The organism is Maricaulis sp. (genome assembly GCF_034670125.1).
In the GTDB taxonomy this organism is placed as follows: domain Bacteria; phylum Pseudomonadota; class Alphaproteobacteria; order Caulobacterales; family Maricaulaceae; genus Maricaulis.
In genome coordinates this window covers 1-16,285 of sequence record NZ_JAXMOC010000005.1, presented here as the reverse complement: position 1 = coordinate 16,285, position 16,285 = coordinate 1, and the positions used below count along the sequence as shown (strand labels likewise).

At 62.9% G+C, this 16,285-nt stretch carries 16 protein-coding genes; 5 read left to right on the top strand and 11 right to left on the bottom strand.

The features are described 5' to 3' along the window. Nucleotides 1–304 precede the first annotated feature (304 nt). Nucleotides 305–1,000: a response regulator transcription factor CtrA gene (gene ctrA, locus VOI18_RS10430; RefSeq protein WP_291767960.1), complete on the top strand. Its 696-nt coding sequence runs from the start codon at nucleotides 305–307 to the stop codon at nucleotides 998–1,000. Between the two features lie 82 nt (nucleotides 1,001–1,082). On the opposite strand, the gene VOI18_RS10425 is transcribed toward ctrA, so the two are convergent. The 3 genes from VOI18_RS10425 to VOI18_RS10415 all read right to left on the bottom strand — a co-directional run bounded on the left by VOI18_RS10425 (nucleotide 1,083) and on the right by VOI18_RS10415 (nucleotide 3,059). Continuing rightward, nucleotides 1,083–1,901: a hypothetical protein gene (locus VOI18_RS10425; protein ID WP_323762347.1), complete on the bottom strand. Its 819-nt coding sequence runs from the start codon at nucleotides 1,899–1,901 to the stop codon at nucleotides 1,083–1,085. A gap of 46 nt (nucleotides 1,902–1,947) precedes the next feature. Then, nucleotides 1,948–2,661 carry a hypothetical protein gene (locus tag VOI18_RS10420; RefSeq protein ID WP_323762346.1) on the bottom strand — a complete coding sequence of 238 codons (714 nt, stop codon included), beginning with the start codon at nucleotides 2,659–2,661 and terminating at the stop codon, nucleotides 1,948–1,950. An 80-nt stretch (nucleotides 2,662–2,741) separates the two neighbouring features. Beyond that, nucleotides 2,742–3,059 (bottom strand): hypothetical protein, encoded by a 318-nt coding sequence (locus VOI18_RS10415; RefSeq protein ID WP_323762345.1) that lies wholly within the window; start codon nucleotides 3,057–3,059, stop codon nucleotides 2,742–2,744. Between the two features lie 291 nt (nucleotides 3,060–3,350). On the opposite strand from VOI18_RS10415, the gene VOI18_RS10410 reads away from it, so the two are divergent. Then, nucleotides 3,351–3,878: a porin family protein gene (locus VOI18_RS10410; protein WP_323762344.1), complete on the top strand. Its 528-nt coding sequence runs from the start codon at nucleotides 3,351–3,353 to the stop codon at nucleotides 3,876–3,878. A gap of 47 nt (nucleotides 3,879–3,925) precedes the next feature. On the opposite strand, the gene VOI18_RS10405 is transcribed toward VOI18_RS10410, so the two are convergent. The 8 genes from VOI18_RS10405 to chpT all read right to left on the bottom strand — a co-directional run bounded on the left by VOI18_RS10405 (nucleotide 3,926) and on the right by chpT (nucleotide 13,018). Continuing rightward, nucleotides 3,926–5,161 (bottom strand): helix-turn-helix domain-containing protein, encoded by a 1,236-nt coding sequence (locus VOI18_RS10405; RefSeq protein ID WP_323762343.1) that lies wholly within the window; start codon nucleotides 5,159–5,161, stop codon nucleotides 3,926–3,928. A 254-nt stretch (nucleotides 5,162–5,415) separates the two neighbouring features. Next, on the bottom strand, nucleotides 5,416–6,240 hold the full coding sequence (locus VOI18_RS10400; protein WP_323762342.1) for an alpha/beta hydrolase: 825 nt from the start codon (nucleotides 6,238–6,240) through the stop codon (nucleotides 5,416–5,418). A 233-nt stretch (nucleotides 6,241–6,473) separates the two neighbouring features. After that, on the bottom strand, nucleotides 6,474–7,310 hold the full coding sequence (locus tag VOI18_RS10395; RefSeq protein ID WP_323762341.1) for a protein-glutamate O-methyltransferase CheR: 837 nt from the start codon (nucleotides 7,308–7,310) through the stop codon (nucleotides 6,474–6,476). Nucleotides 7,311–7,312: 2 nt separating this feature from the next. Next, nucleotides 7,313–8,497, bottom strand: coding sequence for a chemotaxis response regulator protein-glutamate methylesterase (locus VOI18_RS10390; RefSeq protein WP_323762340.1), 1,185 nt, complete (start codon nucleotides 8,495–8,497; stop codon nucleotides 7,313–7,315). A gap of 11 nt (nucleotides 8,498–8,508) precedes the next feature. Then, on the bottom strand, nucleotides 8,509–8,883 hold the full coding sequence (locus VOI18_RS10385) for a response regulator (protein WP_323762339.1): 375 nt from the start codon (nucleotides 8,881–8,883) through the stop codon (nucleotides 8,509–8,511). A gap of 14 nt (nucleotides 8,884–8,897) precedes the next feature. Further along, nucleotides 8,898–9,383 carry a chemotaxis protein CheW gene (locus VOI18_RS10380; RefSeq protein WP_323762338.1) on the bottom strand — a complete coding sequence of 162 codons (486 nt, stop codon included), beginning with the start codon at nucleotides 9,381–9,383 and terminating at the stop codon, nucleotides 8,898–8,900. Then, nucleotides 9,380–12,166 (bottom strand): chemotaxis protein CheA, encoded by a 2,787-nt coding sequence (locus tag VOI18_RS10375; protein ID WP_323762337.1) that lies wholly within the window; start codon nucleotides 12,164–12,166, stop codon nucleotides 9,380–9,382. The genes VOI18_RS10380 and VOI18_RS10375 overlap by 4 nt, the downstream gene beginning before the upstream one ends. 180 nt (nucleotides 12,167–12,346) lie before the next feature. After that, the gene (chpT, locus tag VOI18_RS10370) at nucleotides 12,347–13,018 is read right to left on the bottom strand and encodes a histidine phosphotransferase ChpT (RefSeq protein ID WP_323762336.1); all 672 of its coding nucleotides are present in this window, start codon (nucleotides 13,016–13,018) and stop codon (nucleotides 12,347–12,349) included. Nucleotides 13,019–13,280: 262 nt separating this feature from the next. Between chpT and VOI18_RS10365 the strand changes: the two genes are divergently transcribed. From VOI18_RS10365 to VOI18_RS10355, 3 genes are all read left to right on the top strand, one after another. Then, nucleotides 13,281–14,753: a M23 family metallopeptidase gene (locus tag VOI18_RS10365; RefSeq protein ID WP_323762335.1), complete on the top strand. Its 1,473-nt coding sequence runs from the start codon at nucleotides 13,281–13,283 to the stop codon at nucleotides 14,751–14,753. Nucleotides 14,754–14,771: 18 nt separating this feature from the next. Then, nucleotides 14,772–15,203, top strand: coding sequence for a DUF6896 domain-containing protein (locus VOI18_RS10360; protein WP_323762334.1), 432 nt, complete (start codon nucleotides 14,772–14,774; stop codon nucleotides 15,201–15,203). A 360-nt stretch (nucleotides 15,204–15,563) separates the two neighbouring features. Then, nucleotides 15,564–16,094, top strand: coding sequence for a hypothetical protein (locus tag VOI18_RS10355; protein WP_323762333.1), 531 nt, complete (start codon nucleotides 15,564–15,566; stop codon nucleotides 16,092–16,094). The last annotated feature ends 191 nt before the right edge of the window (nucleotides 16,095–16,285 follow it).

Genomic DNA, 16,285 nt, shown 5'->3' with positions numbered 1-16,285 from the left:
TGACTGTTGTCACAGGTGAATGCGGATCGCGATCAGGAATACTTTATGCCGCACATATTTGATCAATGGGACAAAAATTCCGTCAACCCGATCCGGAAGGGGCCCGTTAACCCTTGAATGGTTAACGTGAAATCCGAATCAAGCGTGCCCGACGAATTTTTGAAAATCTGCGATTCCGAAATTCGGTCAAGTCGCAGTTAACTTTCGTTAAGGGTTTCCGCATAGCGTCCAAATAAGGTTAATCACGAGATGAGGCCGGGCGGATGTGATTCGCCCCGCGTAGCAAAAACCGGAGGCGAACCAAATGCGGGTTCTTCTTATTGAGGACGATCGGGCAACGTCCCAGTCAATCGAATTGATGCTGAAGTCCGAAGGCTTCAATATCTATACAACCGACCTCGGCGAAGAGGGCGTGGATCTGGGCAAGCTGTATGATTACGACATCATCCTGCTTGACCTGAACCTGCCGGACATGCCGGGCTTTGATGTCCTCAAGACGCTGCGCGTGGCCAAGGTCGACACCCCGATCCTGATCCTCACCGGCAATGCCGACATCGACAACAAGGTGCGCGGCCTGGGTTGCGGCGCCGACGACTACATGACCAAGCCCTTCCACAAGGACGAGATGGTCGCCCGCATCCACGCCATCGTGCGTCGGTCCAAGGGACACTCCCAGTCGATCATCAAGACCGGCTCGATCGGCGTGAACCTCGACGCCAAGACGGTCGAGGTCGAAGGCCAGCGCGTCCACCTGACGGGCAAGGAATACCAGATGCTCGAGCTGCTCTCCCTGCGCAAGGGAACGACGCTCACCAAGGAAATGTTCCTGAACCACCTTTATGGCGGCATGGACGAGCCGGAACTGAAAATCATCGACGTCTTCATCTGCAAGCTTCGCAAGAAGCTGGCAGCCGCAACGGCCGGCGAACACCATATCGAGACGGTTTGGGGCCGCGGCTATGTGCTGCGTGACCCGGTCGAGGAGAAGGCGTCAGCCTGATCCCGGTCTCAGACGTGATTGGAAAGGACCCGGGCTGCCCGCCCGGGTCCTTTTCTTTGTGAAGTACCTCGATCCGACCAGGTCAGGGCGTCGCCGCGCAGTTTGGCAGGGAATGGCGCTCGAGGAAGTGGTCGATTTCCTCCACCGCCGAAGCCGCTGCCCGGGCATTGTACTGGAATGTCGCGCTCGGACCGAAAACGGGGAACAGGCGGACTGTCCTGCCGGTCTCGAGGCTGGCAATATCGAAACCGTGATGGGCAGCCTCGAACACAACGACATCGAGAAACCCGCTCGATGCAGCCGCATCGGATACCTGCAACGCCGGTGTCACATCATCCAGTGACCCGACCAGTGCCAGTGACGGAAATCCGGGCGCAATGACAAGATCATCCTGATTGGACGGATAGTAGAGGATGGCGGCGTCCCAGTTGTGCACGCCGTCGCCATCGATGCTCAGGGCCCAAACCCCCTCACCGCCCAACGACCAGGCCGCCAGCAGGTTGGCATTACCCCGGAAGAAACCCAGTCTCTCGACATGGGTTCGCGCCTGCGCCGTGGCCCAGGCGATCTTGTGCCCGGTCTCACCGACCCGGGGTCGACCGGCGGCGATGTAGGCCGCGCGATAGTCCACCATCACAACATCATAGCAACGACGCACCCATTCGCGGGCAGCCCGGCGATAGTGCCCGGTATCCCCGAAAATATCGAACCCGGATGAACCGGGCAGGATATAGACCGTGCCTTTCGGGGCGCGAGCGTCGGTCGGAACCAGCCGGACGAAGTCCGACATGTCGAACGCGTCCGCTTGCACCGCCCGGGCCGAACCTGCCAGGGCCAGTGTCGTTGCCGTCGCGATAGCCAGGGCAAGGGCCGCAAGTCGGACATGGCTGGCTGAGCGCATGGTTTGTCCTTCCTGCAGGATGTTTCCGTTCATGATTGGAGACCGTCTAGTCAACAACCGGCTCGCGGCCGGTCACGCCGAGATACTCGATCTCGCTGAATGTCATCTCGGTCACTTCAGCGATGTCCTGGAACGCCGCGCTCCCCTCGACCCGGCTCGACAGTCGCCTCATGACAGGCGCTGCCAGGCCCTCGAGACGCTGGAATTCCATGACAAGCTCGAAAGCGTCGATCCGCACGATGGGATGCGGGCGGAAACGCTCCGGCGCATGCAGCCGGATGCGGGCCGGCCCGGACCCGTCGCGACGGACCGTCACTTCGCCGATCAGGTGGCGGGCCATTGCGGCGTCCATCTCGTCCGCCCCCAGATAGGGTGCGAATGTGTAGGTCAGCTCTGCCTCGGTTTCCGCCAGCAATTGGATCTCATCGGCGATCAGCTCCGCTGCATCCGAGGCCAGGAACAAACCGCCGGTTTCCCCCTCTTCGTCGCCGGGCGAGATTATTTCGTCCCAAGCGGTCCGCTGGACAGCGGTCAGTTCACTCATGGACGGCGTGACCAGACTCCAGCCATGATCGTTATCCTGCTGCTCACCGTCGAAGCGCAGGGCCAGCGGCCCGTCGACCGTGTAGGCATCGGCGAGGAAGCGCCAGTTCTCCCGACCGTCGGTTTCAGCCTCCACAGCCGAAGCGAAGGCGGCGACCAGAGGATCGGGCCACCCATCCTGGTCAGCCGCCGCGGCTCCGTGAAGGGCGGACCACATCACCGCGATTGAGGCGAGGCCTGCCCATGAGCTGAACCACGCACGCGTCGTTGAACGGCGGCGATCGGCGGGCTTCGCGACTACCGGCATTCGATCATCAATTCGCGGTTGACGATGGTCTGGAGGTCCCAATCGCCATCGATTTCCGAAACCATCGTATCCGTGTCGCCAACGCGATCGATCACGATATAGCCTTGCGGGCAGAGTCGGCTCGCCTCTTCATAGCAGTCGCTCCACCGACCACCGCCGCCACCCGAGCAGTTGACCGAGAAGCCCGGTCGTCCGTTCGGTGAGGTGAGCGGGTCGGACGTCGCGCATCCGCTCATGAAAAGTCCGATGGCGAGAAAAGCCGGCCAAAGCGTGGCCGGGCGGATGGTTGATTTCGTATGAGTTGTCATGGGGGTCTCCGATCATGTTCGTGACCGGAACCTGACACTGCAAGCGGGATGGGGCGTCCGAGCCAAGCGGCGCGGCCCCGGCCGAACACCTCGACAGTCCGGCCCGGATGGCTCGGACGTCACGGCGAACCGAGGTCGCTAGGAAAGAGCATCAGCCGGGTCCAGGAAGTGGATTCATCGCCCCCGTATCCGGCTGAGCGTTCAAACGGCGGCTCCCGGGCGACAAGGCGCTCAATGACCCTGCGTCGACACCAAGGCCGCCCGTGTCCACATCCAGTTTCGGGAATAACAATGAAACATCTGATCCTGACGACGGCTCTGGTCGCCGTGTTCTCTGCAGGCGCCCAGGCGCAAGACTCCCGCTTCACCCTCTCGGAGGGCTATGCCTACCAACAATTCGACGAATTCAACGCCCACTCGACCAATGGCCGGCTGGGCTACAATCTCAATGAATTCATCCGCCTCGAAGCCAACGCGGTCTCGGGTCTGAGCGGCTCTTCGGGCATCGCCTGCCCGGTTGGCGAAGATTGCTCTGCCGTCGAGCCGCGGGCTCGCTTCCGCTACGGTTATGGCGTGTCGGTCGCCGGAGCGTTTCCGGTGTCGGAACACCTCTCCATGTTCGCCCGCGTCGGGTATGACATCGCCAATTTCAAGGCCACCGCCGGTCCGACCGGCAATGATTCCGGCCTGGCCCTTGGCGCCGGCGCCGACTTCTATTTCAACGATGCCCACGGTGTCCGCCTGGAATACTCACGGACCGAGTTCGACGACCGCGGCGACGCGTCGAGCTGGGGCATCTCCTACGTTCGCCGATTCTAGCGGGCAGGGTCTGATCGCCCACGCCTCTCCCCTTGGGCGACCGGGCTTCAGCCGGCGGCGGAGTTACGGTTGGCGCCGTGGCTTCGCCGCCATTCGGTCGGCGTCGAGCCGCTGACTCGCTTGAACGCCGCATTGAATGTCGACTTGGTGTTGAAGCCAACCGTCAGGGCGATCGACAGGACCGAGTCCGCATTGTCCGGGTCTGCCAGCATGTCCATCGCCGCCCTGACACGGGCCTGGGCGATGAAGTCGTAGAAAGTGCTGCCGATCTTCTGGGTCAGCGTCTGTGACACATAGGGCGCCTGCACACCGATGAATTTCGATAACTGGGTCAGGGACAGATCACTGTTCCGATAGATGGCATCCACATGGACCGCCTGCCGGATCTTCGCGGCGATCCGGTCCATGTCCTCCTGGGTCAGGCCCGACTTGGTATATTTTTGCTCCGCCTCGTGCCGGATATCCAACGGGGTCTCGACGAGTTCGAGCGCGCCCAACCGGTCGCCGGGTGGGGTTGGCGAAACAGGTGCCGGAGGCGTGGTTTGCGGACCGAAGATCACGCCCTGGCGCAGTCCCAGCACAGCAATCACATAAAAGCTCGCCAACTCCCAGACAATCAGCGTGATGAAGCCGGCCGGTGTGTCCGAAATGTCGGTCCAGTCCGCCGCCATGGCCGCGACCCACAGGAGCGCAATGTTGACCAAGGAGAATTTCAGCCATCTCAGCCGCTTGCGATCCAGATTCGAAAATTCGTCGCGAATGCTGGCCGAGTTTTTGTTCAGAAGCGCATACCCCTTGATGATGTACACCAGCGTGATGATGAATGTGGTCAACAGGACCACGACCAGCATCAGCATGACAAGCAGGTCAATCGGCGCGGTGGGCCCGACGTCCTCGGTGATGAATCTCCCAAACGCTTCGGATGGCACCAAAAGCAATCCCGACGCCACGAACGCCCCGATCGAGGGCGCAATGAAATGCTGCCGGTTGATCGGAGCCGCAAGCTGGCCATCGCGATTCACGACCTTGATGATGTACAGGTAAAGAAGCGGGCCCAGAAACATCGGGGCAATCATCAGCGGTACGGCAAGGCCGGGCACCGCGCCCAGAATTCCCGTCATGGCGATGATTTCGGCCAGGAAAGTCGACCCGTACAACCCGACGAAGACGCCCAGATAGAACCGGGGCTCCGCAGAACTCCGCGCAAAGGAGACCAGCATCGCTGCCACCAGCAGTGATTGGGAAAACCCGGCGGTGAGCAGCGCCAATTTGAGATGTTCCAAGGGGTAATCCGAGATGCTTGAAGCCCAGTCCATCATGTTCGCCTTCGGAGTCGATGCCAATAAGGTCAATGCTCGTTGTTGACCCCTCCGCCAGCGCCTGTCGCTGCCGGCGGAGGGGTCATCGCACACCCGATGTCCCGGTGGTGAAGGCGGGGGGCCCTGACATACAGGACTTCGAGCCGCTCAGGCCTGTCGCAAAGGGGGGAGCGACGGCCGGTGCGCGATCGGTGCGAATTCGAATGGGTACCCAGCGGCTATCGGGACGCCCTGACACGTTCAATCATGGCCTCAATCTCGGCGATGACGAGATCCGGCTGGTCACGCTGGATGTAGTGGCGGGAGCGGGACGCCTCCACATATCGAGCCTGCCCGGCCGCGGCGGCGAACGCCTGTTGCTCGTCGATCCACAATTGGCGGAACTGTGGCGAAGCACCGTTGGCCGGCCGGGTCGCCACGATCACGGTGATCGGCAAGTCGCCGAGGCGGGACGGATCCGCCAGGTCAGCCATGGTGACCTCGCTTCCGTCCAGCTCGGCCCGGACATGGGGTTCCATCAACATCCGCACGATCGAAGGCGGTTCACACATGCCGGCGTCGACAGCGGCGCAGCGCTGGCTGAAGAGCGGCGGTCGGCTGTCCACCAGAACCAGACCAGCGGTCTGCTCGGGATAGCGGCGGGCGAAGCTCTGGACGTAAAGCCCGCCGATCGAATGACCGACCAGGATATAGGGGCCTTCAAGGTTGGCGCTTGCCAGCATTTCCTGCAACGCAACAGCCACTTCATCGCCGGTACGGCCGTCGCGGTCACCATCGAGCGTCGGATCCGAAAAGGGCGCGCCGCCATATCCCGGCCGGTCATAGAACACCACGGTGGCGTCGACGGCCAGCTGACGGGCGATGGCCTCCCAGGACTGGCGATCGTCGCCAAGGCCGGACTCAAACACCACCACGGGACCGCCGCTGCCCAGCACGGAATAGCTCATGTCTCCACCTTGCAGGTTGATGGTGGTTGCCGGGGTGGAGGCGCAACCCGACAAGGTGGCGGCCAACAGGGCAGCGGATAGGAGTCTGGCAATCATGGTACATCCCGTCACATGGCTCGAGCACTGGATGACGACATCCGCGCCCTTGAAGATGTCAGGACAATAGCCGGGCCAACGCCGCTGCCGACCGGCCCGAACGGGCCGGACCTCGGGGCACAGGCCGTCGGCGGCTACCGGCCCCGACCGCGCATCAACCGCCGGCAGGCGGATACAAAAAACCCCGCAGCGGACACTGCGGGGTTTTCAGTTGATATCCGGAGTTTTGTGGATCAGGCGGCGGCCGACTTGGCGGCGACCTTGCGGCCATACAGGCCGCGCCGTCCCTCGACGGGCGAGAAGTCACGCGACAGTCCGACGACCGTCTCGGCGGCGCCCATGATCAGATAGCCGTCCTGGGCGGTTTGCGTGGCAATCCGCGAAAGGACTTTCTTCTTGGTGTCCGGATCGAAGTAGATCAGCACATTGCGACACAGGACCAGATCAAAGGTGCCCAGGGTGGCGAAACTTTCCAGCAGGTTCTGCTTCTGGAAGGTCACCATCGAGCGGATGTTGGACTTGATACGCCACTGCTCGCCCTGCTGATCAAAATGCTGCACCAGGCGCTGCACGGCCAGGCCGCGCTGGACTTCGAACTGAGAGTAGACGCCGGCCTTGGCTTTCTCCAGCACGCGCGGCGCCATGTCAGTGGCAATGATTTCGACGCGCAGATTGCCGAGGCGGGCACGTTCTTCTTCAAGCAACATGGCCAGCGAATAGGGCTCCTGGCCGGACGAACAGGCCGCGCACCAGATCCGGATCGATCCATTGTTGCCGCGGGCCCGGGCGAGGACCGGCAGCACGTCCTGCTTGAACAGGTCGAACGGGGTGTTGTCGCGGAAAAAGAAGGTCTCGTGCGTCGCCAGCGCTTCGGTGATCGCCCACAGCAAGCGACCGGTGGAGTCGCGGCGGGCCGCCGTGATCAGGGCTTCGATCGAAGGATAGCCCTCGGCCCGCGCCAGCGGTGCCAGGCGGCTTTCGAGGAGATAGCCCTTGTCGGCTGACAGGACGAGGCCGGAACGCTTGAACGCTTCAGCGGCAACGAAAAGGATGTCGTCGTGTTTTATCATTATTAGTTTCCACCTTTCGCGCGCCGGACAATGCCCGGCCCCATGTCCGCGAGGGACAGGATTTCATCGGCCAGGCCCGCTTCTGCGACGGCTCCCGGCATGCCCCAGACAATGCTTGTCGCTTCATCCTGGGCGAGGATGGTGCCGCCGACGCTGCGCAGCATGCGCGCGCCCTCGCGGCCGTCATGACCCATGCCGGTCAGCACGATGCCCAGGGCTGCACCGCGGGTGACTTCCGCCACCGACTGGAACAGGGGGTCAACGGCCGGACGGCAGAAGTTGATCGGCGGCGTCTGGTCGAGCACCGCGTAGAAACCGGCCGCGTCCTTGCGGATGGTCATGTGGAAATCACCCGGGGCGATATAGACGCAGCCCGGCTTCAGCCGCTCATTGTCTTCCGCTTCCTTGCAGACCAGCTTGCCGGCCTTGGTCAGGTGTTCAGCCAGGATCTTCGTGAACAGCGCCGGCATGTGCTGGGCAATGACAATCGGTGCCTGGACGTCAGCCGGAAACGCGCCGATCACATCGCGCAAGGCCTGCGGACCGCCCGTGGAGGAACCGATGGCAATGATCTCCGGCTTGCCGGTATGCCGGGGTGTTGCGCCGCGGCCCTGCGGCGGCTTGGCAACCGGTGCGAAGGCCTTTTTGGCCGGCGCCGATGCTGGCGGCGGCGTGATGCTCCGGGCGACCGGTGCCCCGGGCGCGGCAGGGGCCGGCGCCACATTGTTCTGGGTCGGAACCGGCGGGATCGGGCGCGGTGCCAGAGCCTTCAGCTTCGACAACAGGTCGCGACGGAATTCCTCGGCACCGGCAAGACGGCCGGCCTGCGGCTTGGACGCGTAGTCCGCGGCCCCCATCGACAGGGCACGGATTGTGACTTCACCGCCGCGACGGGTCAGCGTCGAGGCCATGACGATCTTGCAACCCGGCGCAGCCTTGAGCAGCAGCGGCAGTGCCGCCAGCCCGTCCATTTTCGGCATTTCAACGTCGAGAATGATCAGGTCCGGCTTGAGTTCTTCGGCCTTTTTCAGGCCTTGCTCACCATCAACGGCCGAGCCGATCAGGGTGAGGTCGGAATCCTCTTCCACCCAGCGGGTCATCAGACCGCGGGCGACCGCCGAGTCGTCGATCACGAGGACGCGGGCGATAGAATGGGCGGGAGACGCCTTGGAGGCGAGTTCCGTCATGGGAAACTCCCTCAAGAGGCGCGCAGCAAACCCGTTTGCTGAAATTTGGATTCGATGATGTCGCCATCAAACGGCTTCATGACGTACTCGTCAGCACCCGCCCGGAGGGCTTCGGTGATGTGAGCCATGTCATTTTCCGTGGTGCAGAACACGACAACCGGCTGGTCCCCGGTTTCCTCACGCCGCAGCGCCTTGACGAAATCAAGACCGTTCATGACCGGCATGTTCCAGTCCAGCAGGATCGCATCCGGCATCTGTTTGCGGCAGGCCTCCAGGGCTTCCGACCCGTCACCGGCTTCAACGCACTCGAACTCGAGCTCTTCAAGAATTTTGCGTGCGACTTTCCGGATTACCCGGGAGTCGTCCACGACCAAACAAGTTTTCATCCCAACACTCTCCGCTAGGCAGCTTCTTTTTTGGCGCCGGCCGATCCGATTACGGCCGAAACATCCAGAACTGCGAGCAATTCTTTCTCCAGGCGATGCACACCCTTGACCATCGAACGCCAGGTCGGATCGACATGGGCAGGCACCGGTTCCAGCTCCGCCCTCGGACGACGAAGCACCTCACCGACACTATCCACGATAAGTCCAAAAATTTCGCTACCACGCTCGACGCCAAGTGCCATGCCGGCATCATCGGCTTCGCGCGGCGGCAAACCGAGGCGGCGGCGGGCGTCGATGGCGGTCACAATCCGGCCGCGCAGGTTCAACAATCCGGCGACTTCGGTCGGTGCGAGTGGAACCGAGGTGACCGATTGCGGTGCAAAGACTTCGCGGATCGCGTCGACCGGAGCACCGAACAGCTGGTCACCGATCCGGACCGAGACATACTCGTTCATGGACTCGGCGCTCAGTTCGCAATTGTCACTGTGATGCGTGGTCATGCCACCTTCTCCTCTTGAGACACCGAGTCGAGGGCGGCGATCAGGGCGCCACGATCCGATCTCGGCAGCACGGCTGTCAGACCTTCAGCCTGGGCCTCTTCCGGCCAGTCGGTGACGGCCAGCGTCGGCAGGTTCGGCCACAGGCCTTCCTGACGAATGCGCGACAGCGCGCTGGGATCCCCCACCATGGCATCGAATTTCTCCCCGGCTTCGGCGATGGCGTGCACTTCGTGCATGCCGCCGGTCGGGGTGACATCATAGCCGGCAGCTGCCAGCAGCGGCGCAATCATGCGGCGCGCGAAGGCGTCGGCGTCGACCAGCAGGATGCGGCGACGGCGATTGGTGGAGCGGCGCTGGATATTGCCGGCGCGGGACTGGTCCAGATACCAGGCAATGTCGACCACATCGGTCGCCTTGCCCTTGATGATGGCCGACCCGATAACGCCCTGCTTGTCGGACGACATTTGCAGGTCGACGCGCTCTTCGACGACATCGACGATCTCGTCGACAGCCAGGCCGATCGAGGTATGGTTCTCGGCGAAGACCAGCACCGGCTGGCGCTGCCCCTCGACGGTACGGATTTCCGACCCGATCGGCACGATCGGCATCAGGCGGCCGCGATACTGCACCACGAGACGACCATTGGTGCTCTCGATGGTACCCGGATCGAACTCTTCCAGACGTGTGACCAGGGCCAGCGGGACGGCTTTCGGTTCGGCGCCACCAGCGCGGACCAGGAGCAGTCGTTGGGTATTGGCCATTTCAGCAGCTTTCGCGGAGCCGGCACCGTCGGCGGTATCTTCTTCCATCGCCGTGACGATTTCGCCGGCCAGGCCATTGGGATCGAGGATCATGATGACCGAGCCATCGCCCAGGATGGTGGCGCCGGAATAGGCGTGGACGCCGCGCAGGGAGTCCGACAGCGGTTTGACGACGATTTCCTCGGTGTCCAGGACATTGTCGACGACCAGGCCGACATTGCGGCCGCCGGCATCGAGGACAACCACGAAACCGGTCTCGTCCTTGTTGCCGTTATAAGCCTCGCCGACACCCAGCACGTCGTGCAGGTCGACCAGCGGCATCAACCGGTCGCGCAGACGCATGACGCGGGCACCATTGAGGTTTTCAACCGTATGCTCCGACCCGGCACCGACCCGGACCAGCTCGCGGACCGCGAGTTGGGGAATGGCGAAGCGCTGCTCGTCACAACCGACGATGAGCGCGGAAACGATCGCCAGGGTGAGCGGGATCTTGATCGAGAAATGCGAGCCCTTGCCGGCCGTCGACGTCACGTCGATCACGCCGCCAATCTGCTCGATATTGGTACGCACCACATCCATGCCGACGCCGCGGCCGGACAGGTTGGTGACTTTCTCTGCGGTCGAGAAGCCCGGCGCGAAGATGAAGCGATGGATCTGCTGATCCGTCATACGCTCCAGCTCTTCGTGCGTGGTCAGGCCCTTCTCGAGGGCCTTTTCGCCGATACGGTTGGTGTTGAGGCCCATGCCATCGTCAGAGATGGCAATGATGATGTGGCCGCCTTCATGATAGGCGGAAAGCTTGATCGTACCCTTTTCCGACTTGCCCGCCTTGATGCGGTCAGCCGGCATTTCGAGGCCATGATCCGCCGAGTTGCGCACCATATGGGTGAGCGGATCCTTGATCAGCTCGAGCACCTGGCGGTCAAGTTCGGTCTCGTTGCCGTCCATCACCAGTTCGATCTTCTTGCCCAGATCGGTGGAAACGTCGCGGATGATCCGCGGCAGCTTGCGCCAGGCGTCACCGATCGGCTGCATGCGGGTCTTCATGACGCCGTCCTGCAACTCGCCGGTCACAGCCGACAGGCGCTGCAGCGGCCCCTTTAGATCGTCGTCTTCCAGACCGCGCACGGTCTGCATGAGCTGGTTCCGGGTCAGAACGAGTTCCGACACCGTCGTCATCAGGGCTTCCAGCACATCGACGCCGACTCGGACCGTCGCCATGACCTTCACGCCACCCTCACCAGCGACCTGCTCATCGGCACCCTTGAGTTCCGCCATGGCGGTCTGCAGGGCTTCTTCGCGGCTCATGTCCTTGCTGATGACGTCTGCAAGCGCCGGCGGAGCGACGTCCGGATCAGCTTCTGCGTCGGCAAAAGCGGCTTCGAGCTCGGCGGCGGATACTTCACCCGGGCGCAGCTCGCGGCCAAGGTCGGGATCAAATTCTCCGACGCCGATATGCTCGGTCGGCGCAGGGGTCGCTTCGGCAGCGACAGGCGCGGTGCCCGGTTCGACTTCCGCGTCGGCGCCATTGAACGCTGCTTCGAGATCGGCAAGGGACACTTCGCCCGGGCGCAATTCGCGGCCCAGGTCGTTGTCCCAGTTTTCAGGCTGCTGCTGGGCTTCCTCGGCCGGCTGTTCGGCCAGTCGCCCCATCGCGGCATCTTCCAGGCGGGCAATCAGCTCGGCATCATCGCCGGCCGGTTCCACACCGGACTGTTCCAGCGAATCGAGCACCACCTTGATCTGGTCAATCGCCTGGAGAACCAGGGTCACCATCGGTGGGGACACACTCAGTTCACCGTCGCGGAACTTGCCCAGCAGGGTCTCGCCGGCATGGGCGACCGCTTCGAGACGCGGCAGGCCCAGAAAGCCGCAAGTCCCCTTGATGGTATGCAGAAGGCGGAAAATATTATCGAGGATCGCCCGGTCTTCCGGGTTGTTCTCGAAGCGTACCAGTTCGGAATCGATGACGTCGAGGCTTTCCGCCGTTTCCATCAAGAATTCGCTGATAAGATCGTCCATGGCAGGCCCCGTACGGTTCTGATTTCACAGCAAGGTGACAGGGCTTGGTTAACGGACTCTTGGCTCCCGGCGCATCAGGCGCGGCAAAATGCTCATACGATATGAAACCGGCCGCGGCCGGATGAAACCTGATGAATACGGGCGAAACCGGATCAAACCGGCGGGCCGGGTCGGGCGTGATCAGCCGATCATGCCCTCCGGGCCCTTGACCAGGGCGATGAATTCGACCCGGTTTTCATGCGCCTGCGCACTGACACGGCCGCCATTGCTGCGCGCGATCAGGCCTGTGTAATAGGGCTGGATCGAGCGGCCGTCATAACCATTCTCCGGTGCCAAAGCTTCCAGCGCCCGCGCCGTCCCCGCCTCGAGGCGGGCCCTCGGCCCTTCCGAAATCACACGCAGACGCGCACCGCCACCGGTTTCGGCACCTTCGATGGTGACCGTGCCACCACGCGGTGCCGCATCGACACCCAGCAGGCACATGTTCAAGAGCAGACGGGCCGCCTGCTTTTCCAGACCTGTGGACTCGACCTTCCAGACAATCTCCGGCTTGACCGACGAGAACATGGCTTCGGTCAGGCGTTGCAGTTCGCGACTGTCCATGATGCCGGGGGCAGACCCGCCGGCCCCGAAGGCCAGCCGGCAGAACTCCAGCTTGGCCTGGGCCTGGCGGGAACTCTCCCGCACCAGCTCCATCGCATCATCATGCATGTCGGTGCTGTCGGGATCATCGAACACGCTGAGGGCGGCGCCCAGCGCCGAAACCGGGCTGACAAGGTCATGACAGAGCCGTGCACAGAGCAGGGCGGCGAGTTGGTCGGCCGGGAGTTCGGCGGGGAGATCATCTTGCATGCTTTTTTGCATACATGATTCGGTCGGCCCGGGACCGGTTTTCACACCGAAACTGCAATCATGACGACGGAAAGGTCTTGGCAACCGGATCAGTCCAAGACATGATTCGTTCCCGGGCTGTGGGGACAGGTTCCGCCGGGCTCCCGAATCAATTCGGGAACGGTGCGGGATTTGCTTGTTGGACCAGACACAGGTTCGCGTTCGGGCCACGAGTACCGCGCGGATACGTGTGTCGTTTTGAGCAGACCGGAGTTTAGGGCCAGTGTCAGAGTTTGACGTAACCCGTGCCGATACCCGGCGCACGCGCGGCCTTGTCGCCCTTGCCAGCCTGGCGCTGTCCGCCGGGCTGCTGACAGCCTTGATGCTGACCGGAGAGCCAAGCAGCCAGGCCGCCAGTGGCGAGGCCGTCAGCCTGGCCATGATCGCGCCGGTCGAGGCGACGCCCGCGAACGCGGCCAGCGTCCCGCTTCAGGACGGTGCCGCGACCGAGCCCGCCCCTGTCATGCTCGAGCCGGCAACCCGACTGCGGGTCAATGACGCCGCCTTCACCCAATGCACTACCTGCCCGACCCGCGCCCAGGTCGAACGCACGGTCCCGCGTGGCGGCACCATGGCCGGTCTGCTGGACGATGCCGGCGTCGACCGCGTCGAAGCCGCCCGTGCCATCGCGGCGCTGGGCACCGTGTTCGACCTGCGCTATCTGCGCGCCGGTGAACGCATCAATCTTTATCTCGAGACCGAAATCCCGGCTGATGGCAGCCCGGCGGTGACCCGTCTCGACGGCCTGTCCTTCCGCCCTGACATCGAACGCTCGATCACCGTCGCCCGGACGTTTGACGACACCTTCCGCGCCCGAGAAACCATCGCCCAGTTTGATCGCGAAATGGTCCGGGCCAGCGGCTCGATTACCGCCTCCCTCTATGTCGACGCCCTCGCCGCCGGTGCCACAGATCGTGTTGTTGTCGAACTGGCCGGCGTGCTCGCCTATGCCATCGATTTTCAGCGCTCGATCCAGCCCGGCGATGATTTCGACATCCTGTTCGAGCGCTTCGTGGATGAGGAAGGCAATACCGCCCGCACCGGCGACATCCTCTACGCCATGTATGATGGCCGCGGCGATCCCAAGGAATTCTTCCGCTACGAAACCGAAGACGGCATTGTCGGCTATTACAGCCCCGAGGGCGCCAGCGCCCAGCGCCTTTTGATGCTCACACCGGTCAATGGCGCCCGCCTCTCCTCATCCTTCTCGAGAGCCCGCCGCCACCCGATCCTGGGCTATACGCGGCGCCATAACGGTACCGACTTCGCCGCTCCGCGCGGCACACCCGTCATGGCCGCCGGCAATGGTATCGTCGAACGCGCTGACCGCTTTGGCAGTTTCGGCAATTACGTCCGCATCCGCCACGCCAATGGCTATCAGACCGCTTACGCCCACCTGAACGGTTTCGCCCGCGGCATCCGCGCCGGCAGCCGCGTCACCCAGGGCCAGGTCATCGCCTATGTCGGCACCACCGGTCGCTCGACCGGCCCGCACCTGCACTATGAAGTCCACCACAACGGCACGCCGCGAAATCCGATGACCCTGGACCTGCCCACGGGCCGCCAGCTGTCGGAAGACGAAATCCCGCTGTTCGAAGCCGAACGCGACCGCATCATCGCCATCCGAGAGGCCGCCCGCCCGGCCGCCGAGGACGAGACACCGGTTGTGGCCGATGCCGGGAACGGGGCCCAGTAGGGGCTGGGGTTTCGCGGCGTGATCGACCTCGAGTCCAGCTGCCGCGAATTGATCGACTGTCAGGTTGAACTTGTGAGCGAATGGGCCCGCCTGTTCGGCCTCGACATAGTCCTGACCGACGCTCCGCCGACAGGCCGTATTAAGGTGGCCTCCGGCGATTGGACATTTCGGCGCCACGGCTCGGGAGTGTGTTTCACCCACGAGCCAAGTACCCGCCGCGTCGATGTCCATGACAACTTCGACAAGCCTGAACTGTTCGATGCTTGGCGACTCGAACTGTTTCTGGAGAGTCAGGGAGTTTTGTTCCGCGGCAGAAAACTTGCTGAAGCGCTCAATGACGTGCCGGTCATCAAGCCAGTCGGCCGACACTTTAAATTCACAAGCGAAAACAATAGCAATCACTCGCGGCCGTCGCCTGGGACCGCGCGCGACGCGCGGAGCGGTCCATAGATCACTTGTTAGCCAGCAGGCCGCATCCGCTTCTTGAGGTCAAGGGAGCCGCAGGCGCCGCTCCGCGGGCATGCCCCTTGAGCTCGAGAACCGGTTACGGCTGTCTCTCGGCAAGTGGTGTATGACCGAATGTGCGCCGCGGGCGCGGTAACTTCACCTGTGCCCTGCCCAAGCCAGCCCCGCGTCGCTAGGAGAATGGTCAGTGCATCAGGGACAACGGTATGGGTCCCCAGCCGACCCCGGTCGCCGCCTGTCATGGGCGCCAAGGGGGATTGCGACGCGTTTGATCTCGCTGTTGCCAAGCTGTCCGGCTTGTTAGCGATTGGCTGATGCGCGACGCGTCGAAGATTGGAGATACGCATGATGCAAGGTTTCAAATCCGCTTGCCTTCTCATCGGCATGGGCTTGTTTGGCTATGCCGGGACCGCATCTGCCCAACAAGCTGCCCCGCCTGTTTGCGGCCAGGACGTCGCACCGTATTCGGATTTCGATTTCGTGATCGGCGAGTGGGACTTTTTTAACGCCGACGGGCAACAGATCGGCACCCAGACCTATTCCCGGCGGGAGGCTGGCTGTCTGGTGGTTGAAGACTGGTCGACCTTCGATGGCGGAACAGGCACAGGAATGACCTTTGTCGACCCGGCCACCGGGCATTGGCGGCAGGTCTGGATGAGCCCGCGCTTTCACATCGACTATTCAGGCGGACTCGACGAAACGGGCGCGATGGTCCTGGAAGGCCGATTGCACAGCAATGCGGACGGTAGCGAAATGCAGGTCCGTGGCATTTGGGCACCGCAGGAGGATGGCAGCGTCCGACAGGAATTCTGGGTCCGCCCGGACGACACATCTGATTGGGCCCAACTCTTTGTCGGATACACCCGACGCCGGTAACGCGGCTGGCCAGATCGGAAAAACTTGACACACGTCATTTATCTGATTTCCGCCTGCCTTCGCGGGGCGTCCATCAGGGATTGTCTGTTTGAGATGGTGTTAGAGTGTGTGCGCCGGATGGGGGGCCTTGGCAGCAACCTTGGCCCCCCTGCCGCTGTCGCGACCGCACAGGGATGGGGCTCTCGCCCGTT